The sequence below is a fragment of the Streptomyces sp. NPDC018263 genome (assembly GCF_055562575.1).
The window spans coordinates 208,086-223,115 of record NZ_JBVHFA010000002.1 but is presented as its reverse complement, the minus strand read 5'-3'; the positions used below and the strand labels follow the sequence as shown (position 1 = coordinate 223,115).

At 72.2% G+C, this 15,030-nt stretch carries 15 protein-coding genes; 7 read left to right on the top strand and 8 right to left on the bottom strand.

Annotated elements, in window-relative coordinates; genetic code table 11:
* Positions 1–134: 134 nt before the first annotated feature.
* Positions 135–1,328, top strand: coding sequence for a PP2C family protein-serine/threonine phosphatase (locus tag ACZ3HQ_RS05905; RefSeq protein WP_467508385.1), 1,194 nt, complete (start codon positions 135–137; stop codon positions 1,326–1,328).
* Here the strand turns inward: ACZ3HQ_RS05905 and ACZ3HQ_RS05900 are convergent, their stop codons facing one another.
* Positions 1,329–1,769 carry an ATP-binding protein gene (locus tag ACZ3HQ_RS05900; RefSeq protein WP_467508383.1) on the bottom strand — a complete coding sequence of 147 codons (441 nt, stop codon included), beginning with the start codon at positions 1,767–1,769 and terminating at the stop codon, positions 1,329–1,331.
* Positions 1,770–1,931: 162 nt separating this feature from the next.
* Here ACZ3HQ_RS05900 and ACZ3HQ_RS05895 point away from each other — a divergent pair, with 162 nt between their 5' ends.
* From ACZ3HQ_RS05895 to ACZ3HQ_RS05885, 3 genes are read left to right on the top strand one after another with little or no spacing between them, the layout of a single operon-like run.
* Positions 1,932–2,810: a helix-turn-helix domain-containing protein gene (locus ACZ3HQ_RS05895; protein ID WP_467508381.1), complete on the top strand. Its 879-nt coding sequence runs from the start codon at positions 1,932–1,934 to the stop codon at positions 2,808–2,810.
* Positions 2,807–3,064 (top strand): DUF397 domain-containing protein, encoded by a 258-nt coding sequence (locus ACZ3HQ_RS05890; protein WP_030816380.1) that lies wholly within the window; start codon positions 2,807–2,809, stop codon positions 3,062–3,064. The genes ACZ3HQ_RS05895 and ACZ3HQ_RS05890 overlap by 4 nt, the downstream gene beginning before the upstream one ends.
* 35 nt (positions 3,065–3,099) lie before the next feature.
* Positions 3,100–3,906 carry an SAM-dependent methyltransferase gene (locus tag ACZ3HQ_RS05885; RefSeq protein WP_467508379.1) on the top strand — a complete coding sequence of 269 codons (807 nt, stop codon included), beginning with the start codon at positions 3,100–3,102 and terminating at the stop codon, positions 3,904–3,906.
* A gap of 78 nt (positions 3,907–3,984) precedes the next feature.
* Here ACZ3HQ_RS05885 and proP read toward each other — a convergent pair whose 3' ends face one another.
* Entirely contained in the window at positions 3,985–5,481 is a 1,497-nt protein-coding gene (gene proP, locus ACZ3HQ_RS05880; protein ID WP_467508378.1) for a glycine betaine/L-proline transporter ProP, read from the bottom strand.
* Between the two features lie 196 nt (positions 5,482–5,677).
* On the opposite strand from proP, the gene ACZ3HQ_RS05875 reads away from it, so the two are divergent.
* Positions 5,678–7,198 carry an MFS transporter gene (locus ACZ3HQ_RS05875; protein WP_467508376.1) on the top strand — a complete coding sequence of 507 codons (1,521 nt, stop codon included), beginning with the start codon at positions 5,678–5,680 and terminating at the stop codon, positions 7,196–7,198.
* 10 nt (positions 7,199–7,208) lie between these two features.
* Here the strand turns inward: ACZ3HQ_RS05875 and ACZ3HQ_RS05870 are convergent, their stop codons facing one another.
* The 4 genes from ACZ3HQ_RS05870 to ACZ3HQ_RS05855 form a co-directional block, all read right to left on the bottom strand.
* Positions 7,209–8,321 carry an amidinotransferase gene (locus tag ACZ3HQ_RS05870; RefSeq protein ID WP_467508374.1) on the bottom strand — a complete coding sequence of 371 codons (1,113 nt, stop codon included), beginning with the start codon at positions 8,319–8,321 and terminating at the stop codon, positions 7,209–7,211.
* Entirely contained in the window at positions 8,321–8,758 is a 438-nt protein-coding gene (gene ligD / locus ACZ3HQ_RS05865) for a non-homologous end-joining DNA ligase LigD (RefSeq protein ID WP_467508372.1), read from the bottom strand. Before ligD ends, ACZ3HQ_RS05870 begins: the two co-directional genes overlap by 1 nt.
* A gap of 73 nt (positions 8,759–8,831) precedes the next feature.
* Positions 8,832–9,977 carry an FUSC family protein gene (locus ACZ3HQ_RS05860; protein WP_467508370.1) on the bottom strand — a complete coding sequence of 382 codons (1,146 nt, stop codon included), beginning with the start codon at positions 9,975–9,977 and terminating at the stop codon, positions 8,832–8,834.
* 60 nt (positions 9,978–10,037) lie between these two features.
* Positions 10,038–11,336 (bottom strand): PP2C family protein-serine/threonine phosphatase, encoded by a 1,299-nt coding sequence (locus ACZ3HQ_RS05855; protein ID WP_467508369.1) that lies wholly within the window; start codon positions 11,334–11,336, stop codon positions 10,038–10,040.
* A gap of 121 nt (positions 11,337–11,457) precedes the next feature.
* Here ACZ3HQ_RS05855 and ACZ3HQ_RS05850 point away from each other — a divergent pair, with 121 nt between their 5' ends.
* Both ACZ3HQ_RS05850 and ACZ3HQ_RS05845 read left to right on the top strand, forming a co-directional pair.
* A complete protein-coding gene (locus ACZ3HQ_RS05850) occupies positions 11,458–11,652 on the top strand; it encodes a DUF6480 family protein (RefSeq protein WP_467508367.1) in 195 nt (64 codons plus the stop codon).
* Between the two features lie 71 nt (positions 11,653–11,723).
* A complete protein-coding gene (locus ACZ3HQ_RS05845) occupies positions 11,724–12,917 on the top strand; it encodes an epoxide hydrolase family protein (protein WP_467508366.1) in 1,194 nt (397 codons plus the stop codon).
* A 61-nt stretch (positions 12,918–12,978) separates the two neighbouring features.
* Here ACZ3HQ_RS05845 and ACZ3HQ_RS05840 read toward each other — a convergent pair whose 3' ends face one another.
* The gene (locus ACZ3HQ_RS05840; RefSeq protein WP_467508364.1) at positions 12,979–13,986 is read right to left on the bottom strand and encodes an SRPBCC family protein; all 1,008 of its coding nucleotides are present in this window, start codon (positions 13,984–13,986) and stop codon (positions 12,979–12,981) included.
* Between the two features lie 3 nt (positions 13,987–13,989).
* The gene (locus tag ACZ3HQ_RS05835) at positions 13,990–14,826 is read right to left on the bottom strand and encodes a histone protein (RefSeq protein WP_467508362.1); all 837 of its coding nucleotides are present in this window, start codon (positions 14,824–14,826) and stop codon (positions 13,990–13,992) included.
* Positions 14,827–15,030: the final 204 nt, after the last annotated feature.

The window sequence follows — 15,030 nt, the reverse complement described above, 5'->3', positions numbered from 1 at the left end:
CCGCCGCCCGGACCTCGCCGCGCCGGCCGCTCCTCTCCCCCGCCGCCGACGCGATCGGCTCGGCGCTCGATCTGCCGCTGACCGGCAGCCAGTTCACCCACGCGCTGGCCCCCGCCTTCGCCGACGCGGCCTCGGTGTACCTGCTGGAGCGGTGGCGCCGGGGGGAGAACGCGGGTGTGGCGCCGGGCCCGACGCGCATCGAGGCGTACCGGCTCGCGGTGCGGGTGAGGGCGGACGCGCGGGAGGACTGGGAGAAGCTGCTGCCGGTCGGCGAGGTGATCGTCTTCCCCTGCGAGACGCCGTACGCCCGCGCGCTGTCCTTGGGACAGGCGCAGTTGCTGGACTCGGTGGACCCGCACACCTCCGCGCGGCTGCGTGCCTCGGGCAACGGGGACGCGCGGATGGACGAGTTGCTGCGGACGGCGTCCTTCCTGGTCGTACCGCTGCGGCTGCGGGAGGTCACGATCGGGTTCGTCGCGTGCACGCGCGGGCCGGACCGGGCGCCGTTCGGGGCCACCGAGGTGGCGGCCGTGGAGGCGCTGGCGGCGCGGACCTCGGTCGCCCTGGACAACGCCCGCCGCTACGCGCACGAGCGGCGCACCACGCTGGCCATCCGGGGCAGCCTGCCCTCGGACGCGCTCCAGCGGTTCGAGGGGTGCCGGGTGAGCCACGGCTCGCTGCCCGCCGGGGTGGACACGGTGATAGGCGGCGACTGGTACGACGTGCTGCGGCGGCCGGACGGGCGGGTCGGCCTGATCGTGGGCGACGCGATGGGCCACGGCCCGGAGTCCGCCGTCGCCATGCTGCAACTCCGCACGGCGGTAAGGGCGTTCGCCGGGTTCGACATACCGGCGGTGGAACTGGTGCGACGGCTGGACGCGCTGGCCTGTGACACACCCGGCGCCTCCTTCGCCACCTGTGTCTACACCGAGTGGTCGCCGGGTGAGCACACCTGCACGGTGGTGAGCGCGGGCCATCCGCCGCCACTGCTGCGCGGCCCGGACGGGAGGACGGCCCCGGTCCCCCTCACCGCGCCCGGCCTGCCCCTGGGGCTCGGCACCGGCCACTACGAGGCGACCGTGTTCGGCGTCCCGGAGCCCGCGTTACTGGTGCTCTACAGCGACGGCCTGGTGGAGTCCCGCGACGCCGACATAGACCACCAGATAGCGCGGCTGGCCGAGTCGCTGGACGCGGCAGCCGCCGATCCTGGCGCCGATCTGCCCGCCCTGTGCGAGCACTTGCTGCGCGCGCCCTCCGGGGCAGGCGGCACAGGCGGCACGGACGACCGCACCCTGCTGCTGGCCGAACTCACGCCCGCCGGGGGCTGATCAGAGGCTCAAGGCCGCCCAGACCGCGTTGCCGCTGGTGAGCCGGGAGCGGTCGACGCCCCAGGAGTCGGCGAGCTGCTCGACGAGCACCAGGCCGCGCCCGCCCTCGTCGTCGGGGCCGGGTTCGCGCCGGGTGAGGCCCTGGCCGGAGTAGTCGTGGTCGTGCACCTCGATGCGCAGGCGGCCGGGGGCGATGAATCCGATGCCGCAGAGGATGCGCACGCTGGAGGTGTGCAGGACGGCGTTGGTGGCCAGCTCGGACACGAGCAGCACGGCGTCCGCGCGCAGCTCCCCGGGCAGCCCCCAGTTCGACAGGCGGTCCCGCGTGGAGCGGCGGGCGATCCGGACGCTGGAATGGTGCGAGCGCAAAGTGATCCAGTGCGTCTGGTCCGGGTCCGCGACGTCCAACAGGTCCGGTGACGAGGTCGTGGTGGGGGTCACGATGATTGCCTTCCGTGAGGCGGTCACTCAAGTAACTATGCTCGCAACCGAGTTCAGGCTGCAACCGACTCCCTGATAATTACAGAGAGCCGCTATCCGTCTGGTTGATTCACCAACTCCCTGTCACACTCTTACGAGTGACAGCCCATCAGGAGGTAGGGCGTGAGTGAAGGCCGTTCGAGCGCGGGCAGCGCCGCGAGTGCGCCCACCGTGCTGCGCATGGTGCTCGGCCGCAGACTGCAGGAGCGGCGCCAGGGGGCGGGCGTCTCGCTGGAGGACGCGGCGCGGGCACTCAGGGTCACGGCCCTGACCATCCGCCGGCTGGAGAAGGCGGAGGTGGCGCTCAAGCCCCTCTATGTGGAGAAGCTGCTGGAGACGTACGGCGCCGACCGGCAGGAGCGGGACGAGTTCGTCGCCTTCGCCGAGCGGGCCAACGAGCCCGGCTGGTGGCACGCCTACCGCGACGTGGTGCCGGGCTGGTTCAGCGCGTACGTGAGCCTGGAGACGGGCGCGAAGACCCTGCGCACCTACGAGCCGCACTATGTGACGGGCCTGCTCCAGACCCACGCGTACGCGCGCGCCGTCCTCGCCGGCGGTTTCCCGAACGAGAGCGACGCGGACCTGGCGCGCCGGGTGGACCTGCGGCTGCGCCGCAGCGCCCTGCTGGAGCGCGCCGACTCGCCGACGCTGTGGGTCGTGATGGAGGAGGCCGTGCTGCACCGGGTGGTGGGCGGGCCCGAGGTGATGCGGGAGCAGATCGACCGGCTGCTGGAGTTCTCCGAGCTGCCGCACGTGAGCGTGGACGTGGTGCCGTTCGCCGCCGGCGCGCATGTGGGGGCGTGCGCGCCGTTCACGTACTTCCGGTTCGAGGAGCCGGAGCTGCCGGACATCGTCTACAGCGAGATCCTCTCCGGCGCGATGTACCTGGACCAGCGCTCCGACGTCGTCGCCCATCTGGAGGCGCACAACCGCATGTCCCTGCTGTCCTCCGACGCGCAGAGCAGGGCGCTGCTGAACCGCATGCGCAAGGAGTACTCATGACCACCATCGACGGCCGCGGCCACGCCTACAACGGCATGCCCGCCTCCGACCTCGGCGAGCAGGGCTGGGAGTCGCCCTGGAGCGGGCCCAACGGCGGGCAGTGCGTGCAGACCAAGCGGCTCGCCGACGGCCGGGTGGCGCTGCGCCAGTCGACCGACCCCGCCGGACCCGCGCTGATCTACACCCCGGAGGAGATCACCGCGTTCGTCGCGGGGGTCAAGCGGGGCCTGGCCGACCATCTGACCAACGGCTGACTTCTCCCCCCACGCACACACCGAAAAGGGACAGGATGACCAACTCACAAGCGGCGCGGGACATCGACACCAGCAGGCCCCACTCCGCCCGGATGTACGACTACTACCTGGGCGGCAAGGACCACTTCGACGTGGACAAGCACGCCGCCGAGGCGGTGGCCGCCGCCTATCCCGGCATCTTCGTGTGCGCCCGCGAGAACCGCGCCTTCATGCACCGCGCCACCCGTGTCCTCGCCCGCGAGCACGGCATCCGGCAGTGGCTGGACATCGGCACCGGCATCCCCACCGAGCCGAACCTGCACCAGGTCGCCCAGTCCGTGGTGGCCGACGCTCGGGTGGTGTACGCCGACAACGACCCGCTGGTCCTCAAGTACGCCGAGCGCCTGATGCGCAGCACCGCCGAGGGGCGCACCGCGTACATAGAGGCGGACGTCAACGACCCGCAGTCGCTGCTGGACGCCCCCGAGCTGACCGACGTGCTGGACATGGAGCGGCCCGTCGCGCTGTCCCTGAACGCCCTGATGCACTTCGTGCCGGACGACCGGGACCCGTACGGCATCGTCAGCCGGCTGCTGGACGTGCTCCCCTCGGGCAGTGCGCTGGCGCTGAGCCACTGCACGCCCGACTTCGACGCGCCGACCTGGCAGAAGGTCACCGACATCTACAACGGTGCCGGGACCCCGGTGCAGTTCCGCTCCCGCGCGGACGTGGCGCGCTTCTTCGACGGGCTGGAGCTGCTGGAGCCCGGCGTCGAGGTCGGCCACCGCTGGCGCCCGGACGCCGAGCCGACCGCCACGGACGCGGAGGTCAGCCTGTGGACCGCGGTGGGCATCAAGCCGTAGGCGCTCCGGCGGCAGACGACGGAACGCCCCCGTGCCGCGAAGGCCGGGGGCGTTCCGTCGTACGGGGGTCCGGCGCGGTCAGAACTTCGGCGCCGGGGCCTGGGCCTGGACGATCTCCGCGGCCTCCTTCTCCGTCTCCACGGCCGGGGGCGAGCCCGCGAGCGGCTTGTTGGCCGTCTCCTTCATGCACAGCACCGCGATGACGCCGACGACCGCGGCCGCGGTCGCGTAGTAGGCGGGCATGAGATTGGTGTGGAAGACGCTGATCAGGTAGGTGATCACCAGCGGGGTCGTGCCGCCGAAGACGGAGGTGGCGAGGTTGTAGGCCACCGAGAGGGAGCCGTAGCGCACCTGGGTCGGGAAGATCGCCGGGAGCGCCGCCGACATCGTGCCGAGCATCGCCACCAGGGAGAGGCCCATCATGAGCAGGCCCACCGCGATGAGGACGACGCTGCCCTGCCGGATCAGCAGGAAGGCCGGCACGGACAGCAGGACGAACCCGAGCATCCCGGCCATCAGCAGCGGCTTGCGCCCGAAGCGGTCCGAGAGCCGGCCGACCTGGTTGATGACGCACATCTGGAGCACCATCACCAGCAGCAGGATCAGCAGCCCGTGGTTGGTGGGGTAGCCCAGCTCGTCCGAGAGATAGGTCGGCATGTACGACAGCAGCATGTAGTCGGTGATGTTGTACGCCGCGACGAGCGCGAGGCACAGCAGCAGTGGCCGCCAGTACCGGGTGAAGATCTTGCCCAGGTCGGCGGTGGCGGAGGTCTCGACCGCGTCGGCGGCCTCGGTCGCGTGGACATGGCCGCCCTCCAGCTTCTGGAAGGCCGGGGTCTCGTCCAGCTTCAGCCGCAGATAGAGGCCGATGAAGCCGAGCGGCGCCGCGACCAGGAACGGGATGCGCCAGCCCCACTGCAGCATCTGGTCCTCGCTGAACACGGTGCTCAGCACGACGACCAGGCCGGAGGCGCCGACGTATCCGGCCAGCGTGCCGAACTCCAGGAAGCTGCCGAAGAACCCGCGCCGCTTGTCCGGGGCGTACTCCGCGATGAAGGTGGAGGCGCCGCCGTACTCGCCGCCGGTCGAGAAGCCCTGGATCAGACGGAAGAGGATCAGCAGGGCCGGGGCCCACAGGCCGATGGCGGCGTGCGAGGGGATCAGACCGATGGCGAAGGTGCCCACCGCCATCATGATCATGGTCATCGACAGCACGCGCTTACGGCCGATCTTGTCACCGAGCGGCCCGAAGACCATGCCGCCGATCGGGCGCACCAGGAAGGCGACGGCGAAGGTGGCGAAGGAGCTGAGCAACTGCGCCGTGTCGTTCCCCGAGGGGAAGAACACCTTGCCGAGGGTGGCGGCGAGGTAGCTGTAGATGCCGAAGTCGTACCACTCCATGGCGTTGCCGAGCGCGGCCGCCTTGGTGGCGCGCTTCACGGCGGCCTGGTCCGTCACGGTGATGTCGCTGCGGCGCAGCTTGGGGTTGCGCCGCCGCTCGATCGCCCGGAACAGCACCCGGTGGCGTCTGACCGCGCCGGGGTCGACCGGGTCTTCGTTGTCGAGGGCCGCCATGGGTGTTCCTTTCGCCGTACACGTTTTCAAGCAGAACACCTGCGCAGTCAGCGCGCGCTCAAACGATCCTCTTCACTGTGCGTCCGTACCGCTACCGAGCGTGATGAGAAAGGGGCCGTACGAGTGCCGGTGCGTGCCGGGGAGTCTTGAGGGGAACCCGGATGCCCGGTGTTCGTCCCCGGTGAGAGGAGCCCTGGTGACTGCGTCGGCATCGACGGCGGGCGGCGGGCGGCCGTCCGCACCCGAGGACGGGTACACGCCGGACCCCCGCCGGTGGCGGGCCCTGTGGGTGACCCTGGTCGCCGGATTCATGAGTCTGCTGGACGTGACGATCGTCGCGGTGGCGCTGCCCACCATCCAGCGGGATCTGCACGCCACCCCTGCCGAGGTGCAGTGGGTGGTGTCCGGGTACGCCCTGACCTTCGCGCTCGCCCTGGTCACCGCCGGGCGGCTGGGCGACGCGCTGGACCGGCGCCGCATCTTCCTGCTGGCGCTCAGCGGGTTCGTGATCTTCAGCGCGGCGTGCGGCGCGGCCCCCGGCATCACGCCGCTGGTGCTGGCCCGGCTCTGCCAGGGGCTGGCGGCGGGGTTCATGGCCCCGCAGAACTCGGCGCTGATCCAGCAGATGTTCCGGGGCGAGGAGCGTGGGAGGGCCTTCGGCTTCTTCGGCGCGACCGTGGGCATCTCCTCCGCGATCGGCCCGATCACCGGCGGTGCCATCCTCGCGCTGGCCTCCGGCGAGCAGGGCTGGCGGTGGATCTTCTACGTCAACGTCCCCATCGGGCTGCTCGCGGTCCTGCTGGGCCGCCGGCTGCTGCCCCGCGTCGAGCGCGAGGGGCGCGGGAGCGTGGACGTGCCCGGCATCCTGCTGCTCGGCACCGGGGTGCTGGCGCTGATGTATCCACTGGTCCAGGCGGATTCCGGCGGCCTCGCGCGGCTGTGGTGGCTGTTCCCGGCCGCGGTGGTGCTGCTCGTCGCCTTCGTGCTGTGGCAGCGGCGCCTGGTCGCCCGGGAGAAGCAGCCGCTGCTCGATCCGCGGCTGTTCAGCACGGTGCGCGGCTACGCGGTCGGGGCGGGGGTGGGCACGCTGTACTTCGTCGGTTTCAGCGGGGTCTGGCTGGTGTTCGCGCTGTTCTACCAGCACGGGCTCGGCTACTCCCCGCTCAGGTCGGGGCTCGCCGTGACGGCTTTCGCGCTCGGTTCGGCGAGCGCGGCCGTGCTCGCCGGGCGGCTGGTGGAGCGGTTCGGCCGGGTGCTGACGGTGTGCGGTCTGGTGGGGGTGATCGTGGGTCTCGGCGGCACCGCGCTGCTGCTGCGTCTGGCGCCGCTCGGCATCGCGCCCTGGGTGGCCGCGCCGGTGCTGTTCATCGGTGGTGTCGGCTCCGGCTTCGTGGTGTCCCCCAACATCACCATGACCCTGCGCGACGTCCCGGTGCGCATGGCGGGCGCGGCCGGGGGCGCGCTCCAGACCGGGCAGCGGCTCGGCGCGGCGGTGGGTACGGCCGCACTGCCCGGCCTGTTCTACGTGGTGCTCGGCAGCACCCGCGGCGACTACCGCACCGCCCTCGTCACGGCCCTGGCCGCCGCGCTGATCGGCATGGCCGCCTCGCTGGCCCTCGCCGCCTTCGACTGGCGCCGCGACCGGCCGGGCCGGCGCGCCCACCGAAAGTGCCCGGACGAGGTCGCCAACGACCCCGTGCACGCCCGGCACACCTGAGCCGCCGCCCTCAGGGGAAGTAGGACTGCGCCACGCCCCGGCGCCGGATGTCGAGGGTGGCGCAGTGGAAGGAGCCGCCGAAGGGCGCGTAGTGCAGCAGGTCGCAGGGGATGGTCTCGAACCCCCACTGCTGAAGGGCGCGCACCATGCCGGTGTGGTGGCGCTCGACGATCACCCGCTTCTCGTCGAGCATCAGCACGTTCATGCTGAGCCACTTCCCGCACATCGAGGTGAGCTTGAGCAGGGGGTCGTGGATCGGGTCGGGTTCCGGCGCGACCAGCACGTCCCAGGACTTCAGCACGTCGGGCAGCCGGTCCACGTCGATGTACTCCGGGTTCACCATCACCTTGCCCGGCGCCAGCAGCACGAGGGTGGTGTCGATGTGCATGGGCGTACGGCAGCGGCTCTCGATCTCGTGGACCCGGTACCGGGGCCCGAGGTGCCGGCGCAGCCACTCGATCCCCAGGGCGTTGGTGACGTTGCTGCGGGTCACGAAGAGGTCGTACCCGGCGCGTACGAAGTCCGCCGCGTCGAAGACCGGCTCGAACTCGGTGAGGACGTACCGCATGGGCTCGCCGGGCCCCGGCACCCGGAAGTCCCGCTCGTACAGCTCGTCGGTGAGCTGGGGTTTCGGGGCCGCGGTCCAGCGGGCGCCGCGCCGGAAGTAGTCCTTGAGGAGGCCGCGGTAGGAGTGGGTCTCGAAGTACCGGCAGGGCCAGGCCATCGGTGTCTCGATGATCTCGTCCCCGACGACGAGCAGACTGTCGCGGGGGCAGGTGTTGCAGAAGCCCCGGGCGGACCAGTCGGGGGTGGCGAAGGGGCGCCGGTGCTCGACGGCGTCCGGGCGGGTCACGGTGACGCCGAGGGAGCGCAGCAGGTCGGCGAACTCGTCCAGCTCGCGCTGGGCCCGTCGGATCAGGGTGCGCGGGTATCTTCGCCCGGCCGCGAGGCCCTGGAGCCTGGCGGCCCAGCGGGGCACGTTGCAGGACACCACGGGGTGCCGGGACGGGATGGTGGCGCCTTCGACACGCCCGACGACGATCTCCTCCAGCGGGTCCCACTCGTTGTGCGAGTTCACCGGGGAGACGGGGGAATCGGCGCCCAAGAGCGGGGGTTTCGGCATCACACGAGCTCCTCCAGTCGGCGCCGGGCCGGGTCCAGGGCGTGACCGCGCAGGGTGGGCCAGGGATGGCTGCGGGCCTGGTCCAGGGCGTCGGCGATGGTCCAGCGGCGGGGCCCGAGATCCGGGTCGTCGAGCTGGTCCCAGGCGAACGGGGTGGCTACGGGGGCGCCGGGGCGGGCGCGCACGCCGTAGGGGGCGACGGCGGTCCGGGCGTAACCGTCGCGCTGCACGTCGAGGTAGAGACGGTCGCCGCGGTCCCGTTTGCGGGCGGCCGTGGTCAGCCGGTCGGGACGCCGGCTGACGAGCAGGTCGGCCACGGTCAGGCATGCCTGGTCGGCGAGGTGGAGGAGGGTGGCGGTGTTGTCACACACCCTGTCCGGCCGGTGCGCCTCGACCGTGTGCCGTCCGGCGCGCACCGTCTGGTCCTCGGCGGTCATGCGTCGCCCTCCCTCGCCCGGCTCGGCCCTCGTGTCCGGCCGGGTACCCGAGGGGCGGCGGTCCGTAACCGGGTCACTCGGCGGACGACACCAGTTGGTCGGTCAGGCGGTGGGCCTGGGTGAGCAGGGCGCCGTAGAGGGCGACGCCGCCGGGGTCGTCGGTGGTGGTGCGGACCAGGTCCTGGCGCAGGGCCTGGAGCGTCTCGCGCATGTCGTGGACCGCGTCGTGCAGTCCGTCGGCGGACGCGGTGCCGAAGCGGCTGTTGCCGTACAGGCGCAGGGCGTGTGCGGTAAGGCCGAGGTAGCGGGCGTAGTGCCGGGCGAGGCCGGGTTCGAGACGGTGGGCGGCGTCGTCGTCGGTGACGGTCTCCAGCACGGTGCGGGTGACGCCCGCGGTGTGCACGGCGGCGTACTCCAGCACGGTGACCGCGTCCTCGTAGCCCCGGCCGGCCTGCGGTACGGCCTTGCGGCGGCGGCGCAGGTTGACGCGCAGGCTCTCCCGGTTCCAGCCGACGGCGGCCTTGGCCTGCTCGACCAGGGGGTGGAGCCGCACGGCGCGGTCGTGCCAACCGGATGCCGCGTCGGCGTCCAGTCGCCCGTCGGCGAGGCCCTCGGCCACTTCCTGGAGGATGTCGTGGGCCTCGTCGGTGGCGTCCTGGAGCAGCGCGCGGGCGTCGCGCAGATGGACGGGCGGCCGGATCAGGGCGTTCACGGCGAGGCCGACCACCGCGCCGAACAGCGCCTCACCGAGCCGGGCCGCGGAGGTGACGACGGAGACGGGTCCGGCGGTCAGGGTGAACAGGGCGCCGGTGGCCGCGTAGATGCCCTGGCTGCCGAGCCGGCTCCACTGGCCGAGCAGCAGCACCACGGGCAGGACGACGGCCATCGCGGCCTCGGTGTGCGGGAGCAGCAGTCCCACGGCGGTGGCGATGACGGTGCCCGCCGCGATCGCCGCGAGCTGCTGGAGGCCGTGGGTGAGAGAGCGGTAGACGGTGGACTCCACCAGTACCACCGCCACCCAGGGCGCGACGAACGCCACCGGCGCGTGGAGCCACCACCCCGCCACCGCCCAGGCCACCCAGGCGGCCAGTGCCGCCTTGAGCGCCTGCACCACGAGGTCGCGCTCGCGACTCGGCCCCGCCCAGGCCCGTCGCGCGGCGGCGGCGGCCGCCGAGACGTCCGCCGTCAGTCCTTGCCATGCCGCGTGTATCCCTCGCACACAGGGCGGGTGCCACGCGGACCCCCGATCATGTCTGCCCCACCCCGCCCGGCCGGAGGGTCAGCGGGGAGCGGCGGGCAGGCGCAGGGCGATCAGCGCCACGTCGTCCTCGGCGTCCGGGGCGAGCCCGGTGAGCAGTTCCTCGCACATGACGTCCAGCTCCTGGCCGACCAGGGTGGCCGCGTGCTGGCGCAGCCGGATCAGGCCGTGGTCGAGGGACTCGCCCCGGCGCTCGACCAGACCGTCGGTGTAGAGCAGCAGGGTGCCGCCGGACGGCAGCGCTGTGGTGGCGCCGGTGCGATGACTCTCGGGGTCGACGCCGAGCACCATGCCGCGGGCCGCGTCCAGGTACGTGGTGTCCCCGGCCGGGGTGACCAGCAACGGCGGCAGATGGCCCGCGGATGCCCAGTCCAGTCGGTACCGGCCGTCCTCCGTGGCCTTGAGCAGGGCGTAGACGCAGGTGGCGGTCTGGTGCGGGTAGAGGACGGCCATCGCCAGGTCCAGCCGGCGCAGGATGCGGCCAGGTGGCTCCTGGCGGTCGCAGGCGATGCCGCGCAGCATGTTGCGGATCTGGCTCATGGCGACCGCCGCCTGGAGGTCGTGGCCGGTGACGTCGCCGATGATCAGTGAGATGTCGCCCTGGGGCAGTTCGAAGCTGTCGTACCAGTCGCCGCCCACCTGCGCGGACGAGGCGGCGGGGGCATAGCGGGCGGCGATGCGCAGGCCGTCGATGACGGGCAGCCGGGGCAGCAGCGAGCGCTGCATGCGCTCGGCGATGGTCTGCACCTCGGCGTGCAGCCGGGCGTTGTCCACCGCGAGGGCGACCCGGTGCGCCAGCCCCTCCACCAGCGCCAGGTCCCCCTCCTCGAACGGGGCCCGGCCGGGCTCGCGGACCAGGGTCAGCGCGCCCAGCACCCGGCGCCGGGCGCGCAGCGGCGCGACGATGCCCGAGGCACCGCCCAGCCGCCGGAACAGCTCGCGGTTCAGCGCGTGCAGCGGGTCGGGAGTCTCCGGTTCCGGCCCGAGCCGCTCGGCGGACAGCGGCAGCGCGCCCGCCCCGCGCAGCACCCGCGACCACGGGTCGTCGGAGTCCTCCCCCACGCCGGGCAGCACCCCGGTCATGCCGACCATCGGGGCGCCCGGCTCCCGGCGGGTCACACAGACACGCTCCAGCCGGCCGGCCTCGTCCATGAGGTCCCCCACGCTCCAGTCGGCCAGGGCGGGCACCAGCACCCGGCACACACGGCTGACCCCCTCCACCGCGTCGAGCGTGCTCGCCAGTACGGCGGCGGTCTGGTCCAGCACGGTGAGCCGGTCCAGTGCTTCCCGCAGCGCCGGGTCCATGTCGAAGCCGTCCATGCAGGGCACGTACCCGGCCCGCCCGGCCGGAACAACGGGCCGGACCCGGCGAGAGCCGTTCGGCCCAGGGGTACTCGGCGAGCGACAGGGCACGGCCCGGCCGAGGAGAGGAGTGGCCGTCATGACGAGCCCCGAACCCGAGCGGCCCCGGGTGCCGCCCAGCGAGACCCCGCCCGCCGAGGGCAGCACCTCGGCCGGCATCTCCCACACCGAGCCGCGCCGGGCCTGGGGGCCGGTACCGCTCACCCTGATCATGCTGGTGGTGGCCCTGGTGGCGGTCGGCCTGCTCGCCATGGCGGTGGCACTGATGATCTAGGACCCGCCGCGAAAAGGGCCGCCGGGAAATGACCCGTCACGAGTCGGTCAGGGCGCCTAGGCTGCGCCGACATGACCACCGCACCGGACCCCGGTATCCGACCGTTCCGCATCGACGTCCCGGAGAGCGAGCTGGCGGACCTGCGCCACCGCCTCGACCGCACCCGCTGGCCGGACGAACTGCCGGGGGTGGGCTGGGACTACGGGGTGCCGCGCGACTATCTGCGCGAGCTGGCGGAGTACTGGCGGCACGGGTACGACTGGCGGGCGGCGGAGGCCCGGCTGAACGAGTGGCCGCAGTTCATGACGACGATCGACGGCGCGGACATCCACTTCGCGCACATCCGCTCCCCCGAGCCGGACGCGACCCCGCTGATCGTCACGCACGGCTGGCCCGGCTCCTTCGCCGAGTTCGAGCGGATCGTGGGCCCGCTGACCGACCCCCGCGCGCATGGCGGTGACCCGGCCGACGCCTTCCATCTGGTGCTGCCGAGCATCCCCGGCTTCGGTTTCTCCGGCCCGACCCGCGAGCCCGGCTGGGAGTACCGCAGGACCGCGGCGGCCTTCGCGGAGCTGATGGCCCGCCTGGGCTACGAACGGTACGGCGCGCAGGGCGGCGACTGGGGCGCGGCCGTCTCCCGCGAGCTGGGCCGTATCCGACCCGACCACGTCATCGGCGTCCACCTGAACCTGATCCCGGGCGCCGGCGCGACCGCCGAGCCGACCGGGGAGGAACTCGCCGCGCTGAGCCCGGCCGAACGCGCCCGCACCCTCGCCTCCTGGGAGCGCATGAAGGAGTGGAGCCGCGAGAAGCAGGGGTACGCCGACATCCAGTCCACGCGCCCGCAGACCCTCTCCTACGCCCTCACCGACTCTCCCGTGGGCCAACTGGCCTGGATCGCGGAGAAGTTCAAGGAGTGGACGGACTCGGAGGACCGCCCCGAGGACGCCGTCGACCGCGACCACCTGCTCACCGACGTGATGCTGTACTGGCTGACCGGCACGGCGGGTTCGTCCGCGCGCGTCTACTACGAGCGGGCCCGCGCGGAGCAGGGGGGCCGGCCGCCCGAGCCGTCCCGTACCCCGACGGCGTTCGCCGCGTTCCCGCGCGAGAACTTCATCGTGCTGCGGCACCTAGCGGAGCGGCACGACAACATCGTCCGCTGGACGGAGTTCGAGCGGGGCGGGCACTTCGCGGCGATGGAGCAGCCGGAGGCGCTGGTGGGTGATGTGCGGGCGTTCTTCCGGGAGCTGGGCGGGCGCTGAGCAGGCCCGCCGGGCGCGCCGCCGTGGCGGGGGCGGGCGCGCCCGGCGAGCGGTACGGGAGTCACCTCTCCTCGTCGTCCTCGGCGTCCTCGCCGTCCTCCTCGTATTCGTCCTCGTACTCGTCCTCGTCGGGCGCTTCCTCGTCCTCGGCCCCCTCTTCCTCGTCGTACTCGTCCTCGTACTCCTCCTCTTCGCCCTCGTCGCCCTCGTCGCCCTCTTCGCCTTCCTGTTGCTGCTCCTCCTCCACGACCTCCTCGTGGGTGCGGACGACCTCGCCGTCGCGGATCTCGCCGCGCCAGCCCTCCACGTCCGGGTCGGCGAAGCTGACGTAGCGCTGGAAGTTCTTGAAGTCCAGGCGCAGCCGGCGGCCCTGGGCGCGCCAGATGTTGCCGGTCTTCTCGAAGAAGCCGGCCGGGGAGTACACGACGACGAGGACGATGCGGGTCAGGGTGGGGGTGATCTCGTGGAAGGTCACGCAGCCGCTCGTGGTGCCCTTGGCGCCCTCGGAGGTCCAGACGATCCGGTCGTCCGGGATCTGGGTCTGCGTGGTCGCCTTGTAACTGCGCTTGGAGGGGCCGACCTTCAGCTTCCAGTCGCTGGTGACCTCGTCGCCCTGGGAGACGCCCTGCACACCCTTGGTGAAGCCGCTGAACTCGTCGTACTGGGTCCAGTGGTTGTAGGCGTCGCGGAGCGGCACGCCGATGTCCAGCACCTCGACGATGTTGGTGACCTTGGCCTGGCCGGATTTGCCCTTGCTCTTGCCGAACAGGCTCTTGGCCCCTTCGACCACCTTGTCCTTGACGTCCCCGGCCTTCTGGGACACGAGCGCCTTCAGCGGTGACTCGCCCTTGAGGATGCGGCTGCCGACGCCGGTGAGGAAGCCACCGCCGTTCTCGGCCGAGTCGAGGAGCTGCTGGGTCAGGTCGGTGAGCCGCTCCCCCGTCTTCTCCACCAGGTGCTCCGCCTGGGCGCCCAGGTAGTCGACGAGTTCGTCGCGCAGCGAGTCGAGACCGGAGCCGGCCTGCTCCCTGGCGTCGTCCTTGCCGGTGTCGGTCTTGGTGTCTGCCATGGCCTACCTCCGGCGCCCTGTGGTCTTCTTGGCGGCCTGCTTCTTCGCCGGGGCCTTCTTCGCGGGAGCCTTCTTCGCCGCCTGTTTCCTGGCCGGGGCCGACTTCTTGGCGGGGGCCTTCTTGGCGGCCTGCTTCTTGGCCGGGGGCGCGGACTTCTTCGCCGGGGCCTTCTTCGCGGGGGGCCTCTTCGCGGGAGCCTTCTTCGCCGCCTGCTTCTTCGCGGGCGCGGCCTTCTTTGCGGGCTCCTTCTTCGCGGCGGGCCGACGGCGCGGCTTCTCGGGCTCCTCCTCCGGCTCCTCCTCGGGTTCCTCTTCCTCTTCCTCCTCTTCCTCCTCGAAGTCCTCCTCGTCCTCGGGCCCCTCCTCCCCTTCGGGCTCCTCGACCTCTTCCTCGGCCTCGAAGTCCTCTTCCTCCTCGGGCTCCTCGGGCTCCTCCGCCTCGTCCTCGTACTCCTCGGCCTCTTCGGTCTCCTCGTCCTCGTCGGGCTCCTCAGGCTCTTCGGGCTCCTCCGGCTCCTCGTCCTTCTTCTGGCCGATGCGCTGGGTGCGCTCGCGGAGGGACTCGGCGAGGTCGCCGAGGCGGCGGTCGGCGGCGGAGGTCAGCGCCTTGCGGCCCGCGTTGAGCAGTTCGCCGCGCACCTGCTCGTTGAGTTCCTGGACGCCCGGCACCTCGCCGAGCTTGCCGAGGCCCCCGCTCAGGAGCGCCTGGGGGTTGAGGCCGGTACGGCGACCGGCGAGGTAGGTCGCCAGCGCGAAGGCGAGGCGGCCCTTCTTCGTACGTCCGAGCACATAGCCGCTCGCGACTGCGGCGGCGAGAGCGACCTTGGTCGTGTCATCCATGAACCGGTTCCCTTCGGAAAGGGTCAGGAAAGAAACGGGGTTCCGGCCGGCACCCCGACCCGGCCCGCGATCGAGGAAGAAGGGATCGCGCGTGGTGTCCCGCGCCGAGGCCCCGCAGCGGAGCCGCGCCCGCGGTCCCGGCGGGCCCGCGGAGAGCCGGCCGACGCTGCTGCGACTTATAACCCTATATGCTGAAATTGTATG

What these genes read in the sequence shown, in the direction of transcription:
- ACZ3HQ_RS05885 (WP_467508379.1), top strand. Translation starts at nt 3,100, where the DNA reads ATGACCAACTCACAAGCGGCGCGGGACATCGACACCAGCAGGCCCCAC.
- ACZ3HQ_RS05855 (WP_467508369.1), bottom strand. Translation starts at nt 11,336, where the DNA reads ATGGACGGCTTCGACATGGACCCGGCGCTGCGGGAAGCACTGGACCGG.
- ACZ3HQ_RS05840 (WP_467508364.1), bottom strand. Translation starts at nt 13,986, where the DNA reads ATGGCAGACACCAAGACCGACACCGGCAAGGACGACGCCAGGGAGCAG.
- ACZ3HQ_RS05845 (WP_467508366.1), top strand. Translation starts at nt 11,724, where the DNA reads ATGACCACCGCACCGGACCCCGGTATCCGACCGTTCCGCATCGACGTC.
- ACZ3HQ_RS05850 (WP_467508367.1), top strand. Translation starts at nt 11,458, where the DNA reads ATGACGAGCCCCGAACCCGAGCGGCCCCGGGTGCCGCCCAGCGAGACC.
- ACZ3HQ_RS05835 (WP_467508362.1), bottom strand. Translation starts at nt 14,826, where the DNA reads ATGGATGACACGACCAAGGTCGCTCTCGCCGCCGCAGTCGCGAGCGGC.
- ACZ3HQ_RS05890 (WP_030816380.1), top strand. Translation starts at nt 2,807, where the DNA reads ATGACCACCATCGACGGCCGCGGCCACGCCTACAACGGCATGCCCGCC.
- proP (WP_467508378.1), bottom strand. Translation starts at nt 5,481, where the DNA reads ATGGCGGCCCTCGACAACGAAGACCCGGTCGACCCCGGCGCGGTCAGA.
- ligD (WP_467508372.1), bottom strand. Translation starts at nt 8,758, where the DNA reads ATGACCGCCGAGGACCAGACGGTGCGCGCCGGACGGCACACGGTCGAG.
- ACZ3HQ_RS05870 (WP_467508374.1), bottom strand. Translation starts at nt 8,321, where the DNA reads ATGCCGAAACCCCCGCTCTTGGGCGCCGATTCCCCCGTCTCCCCGGTG.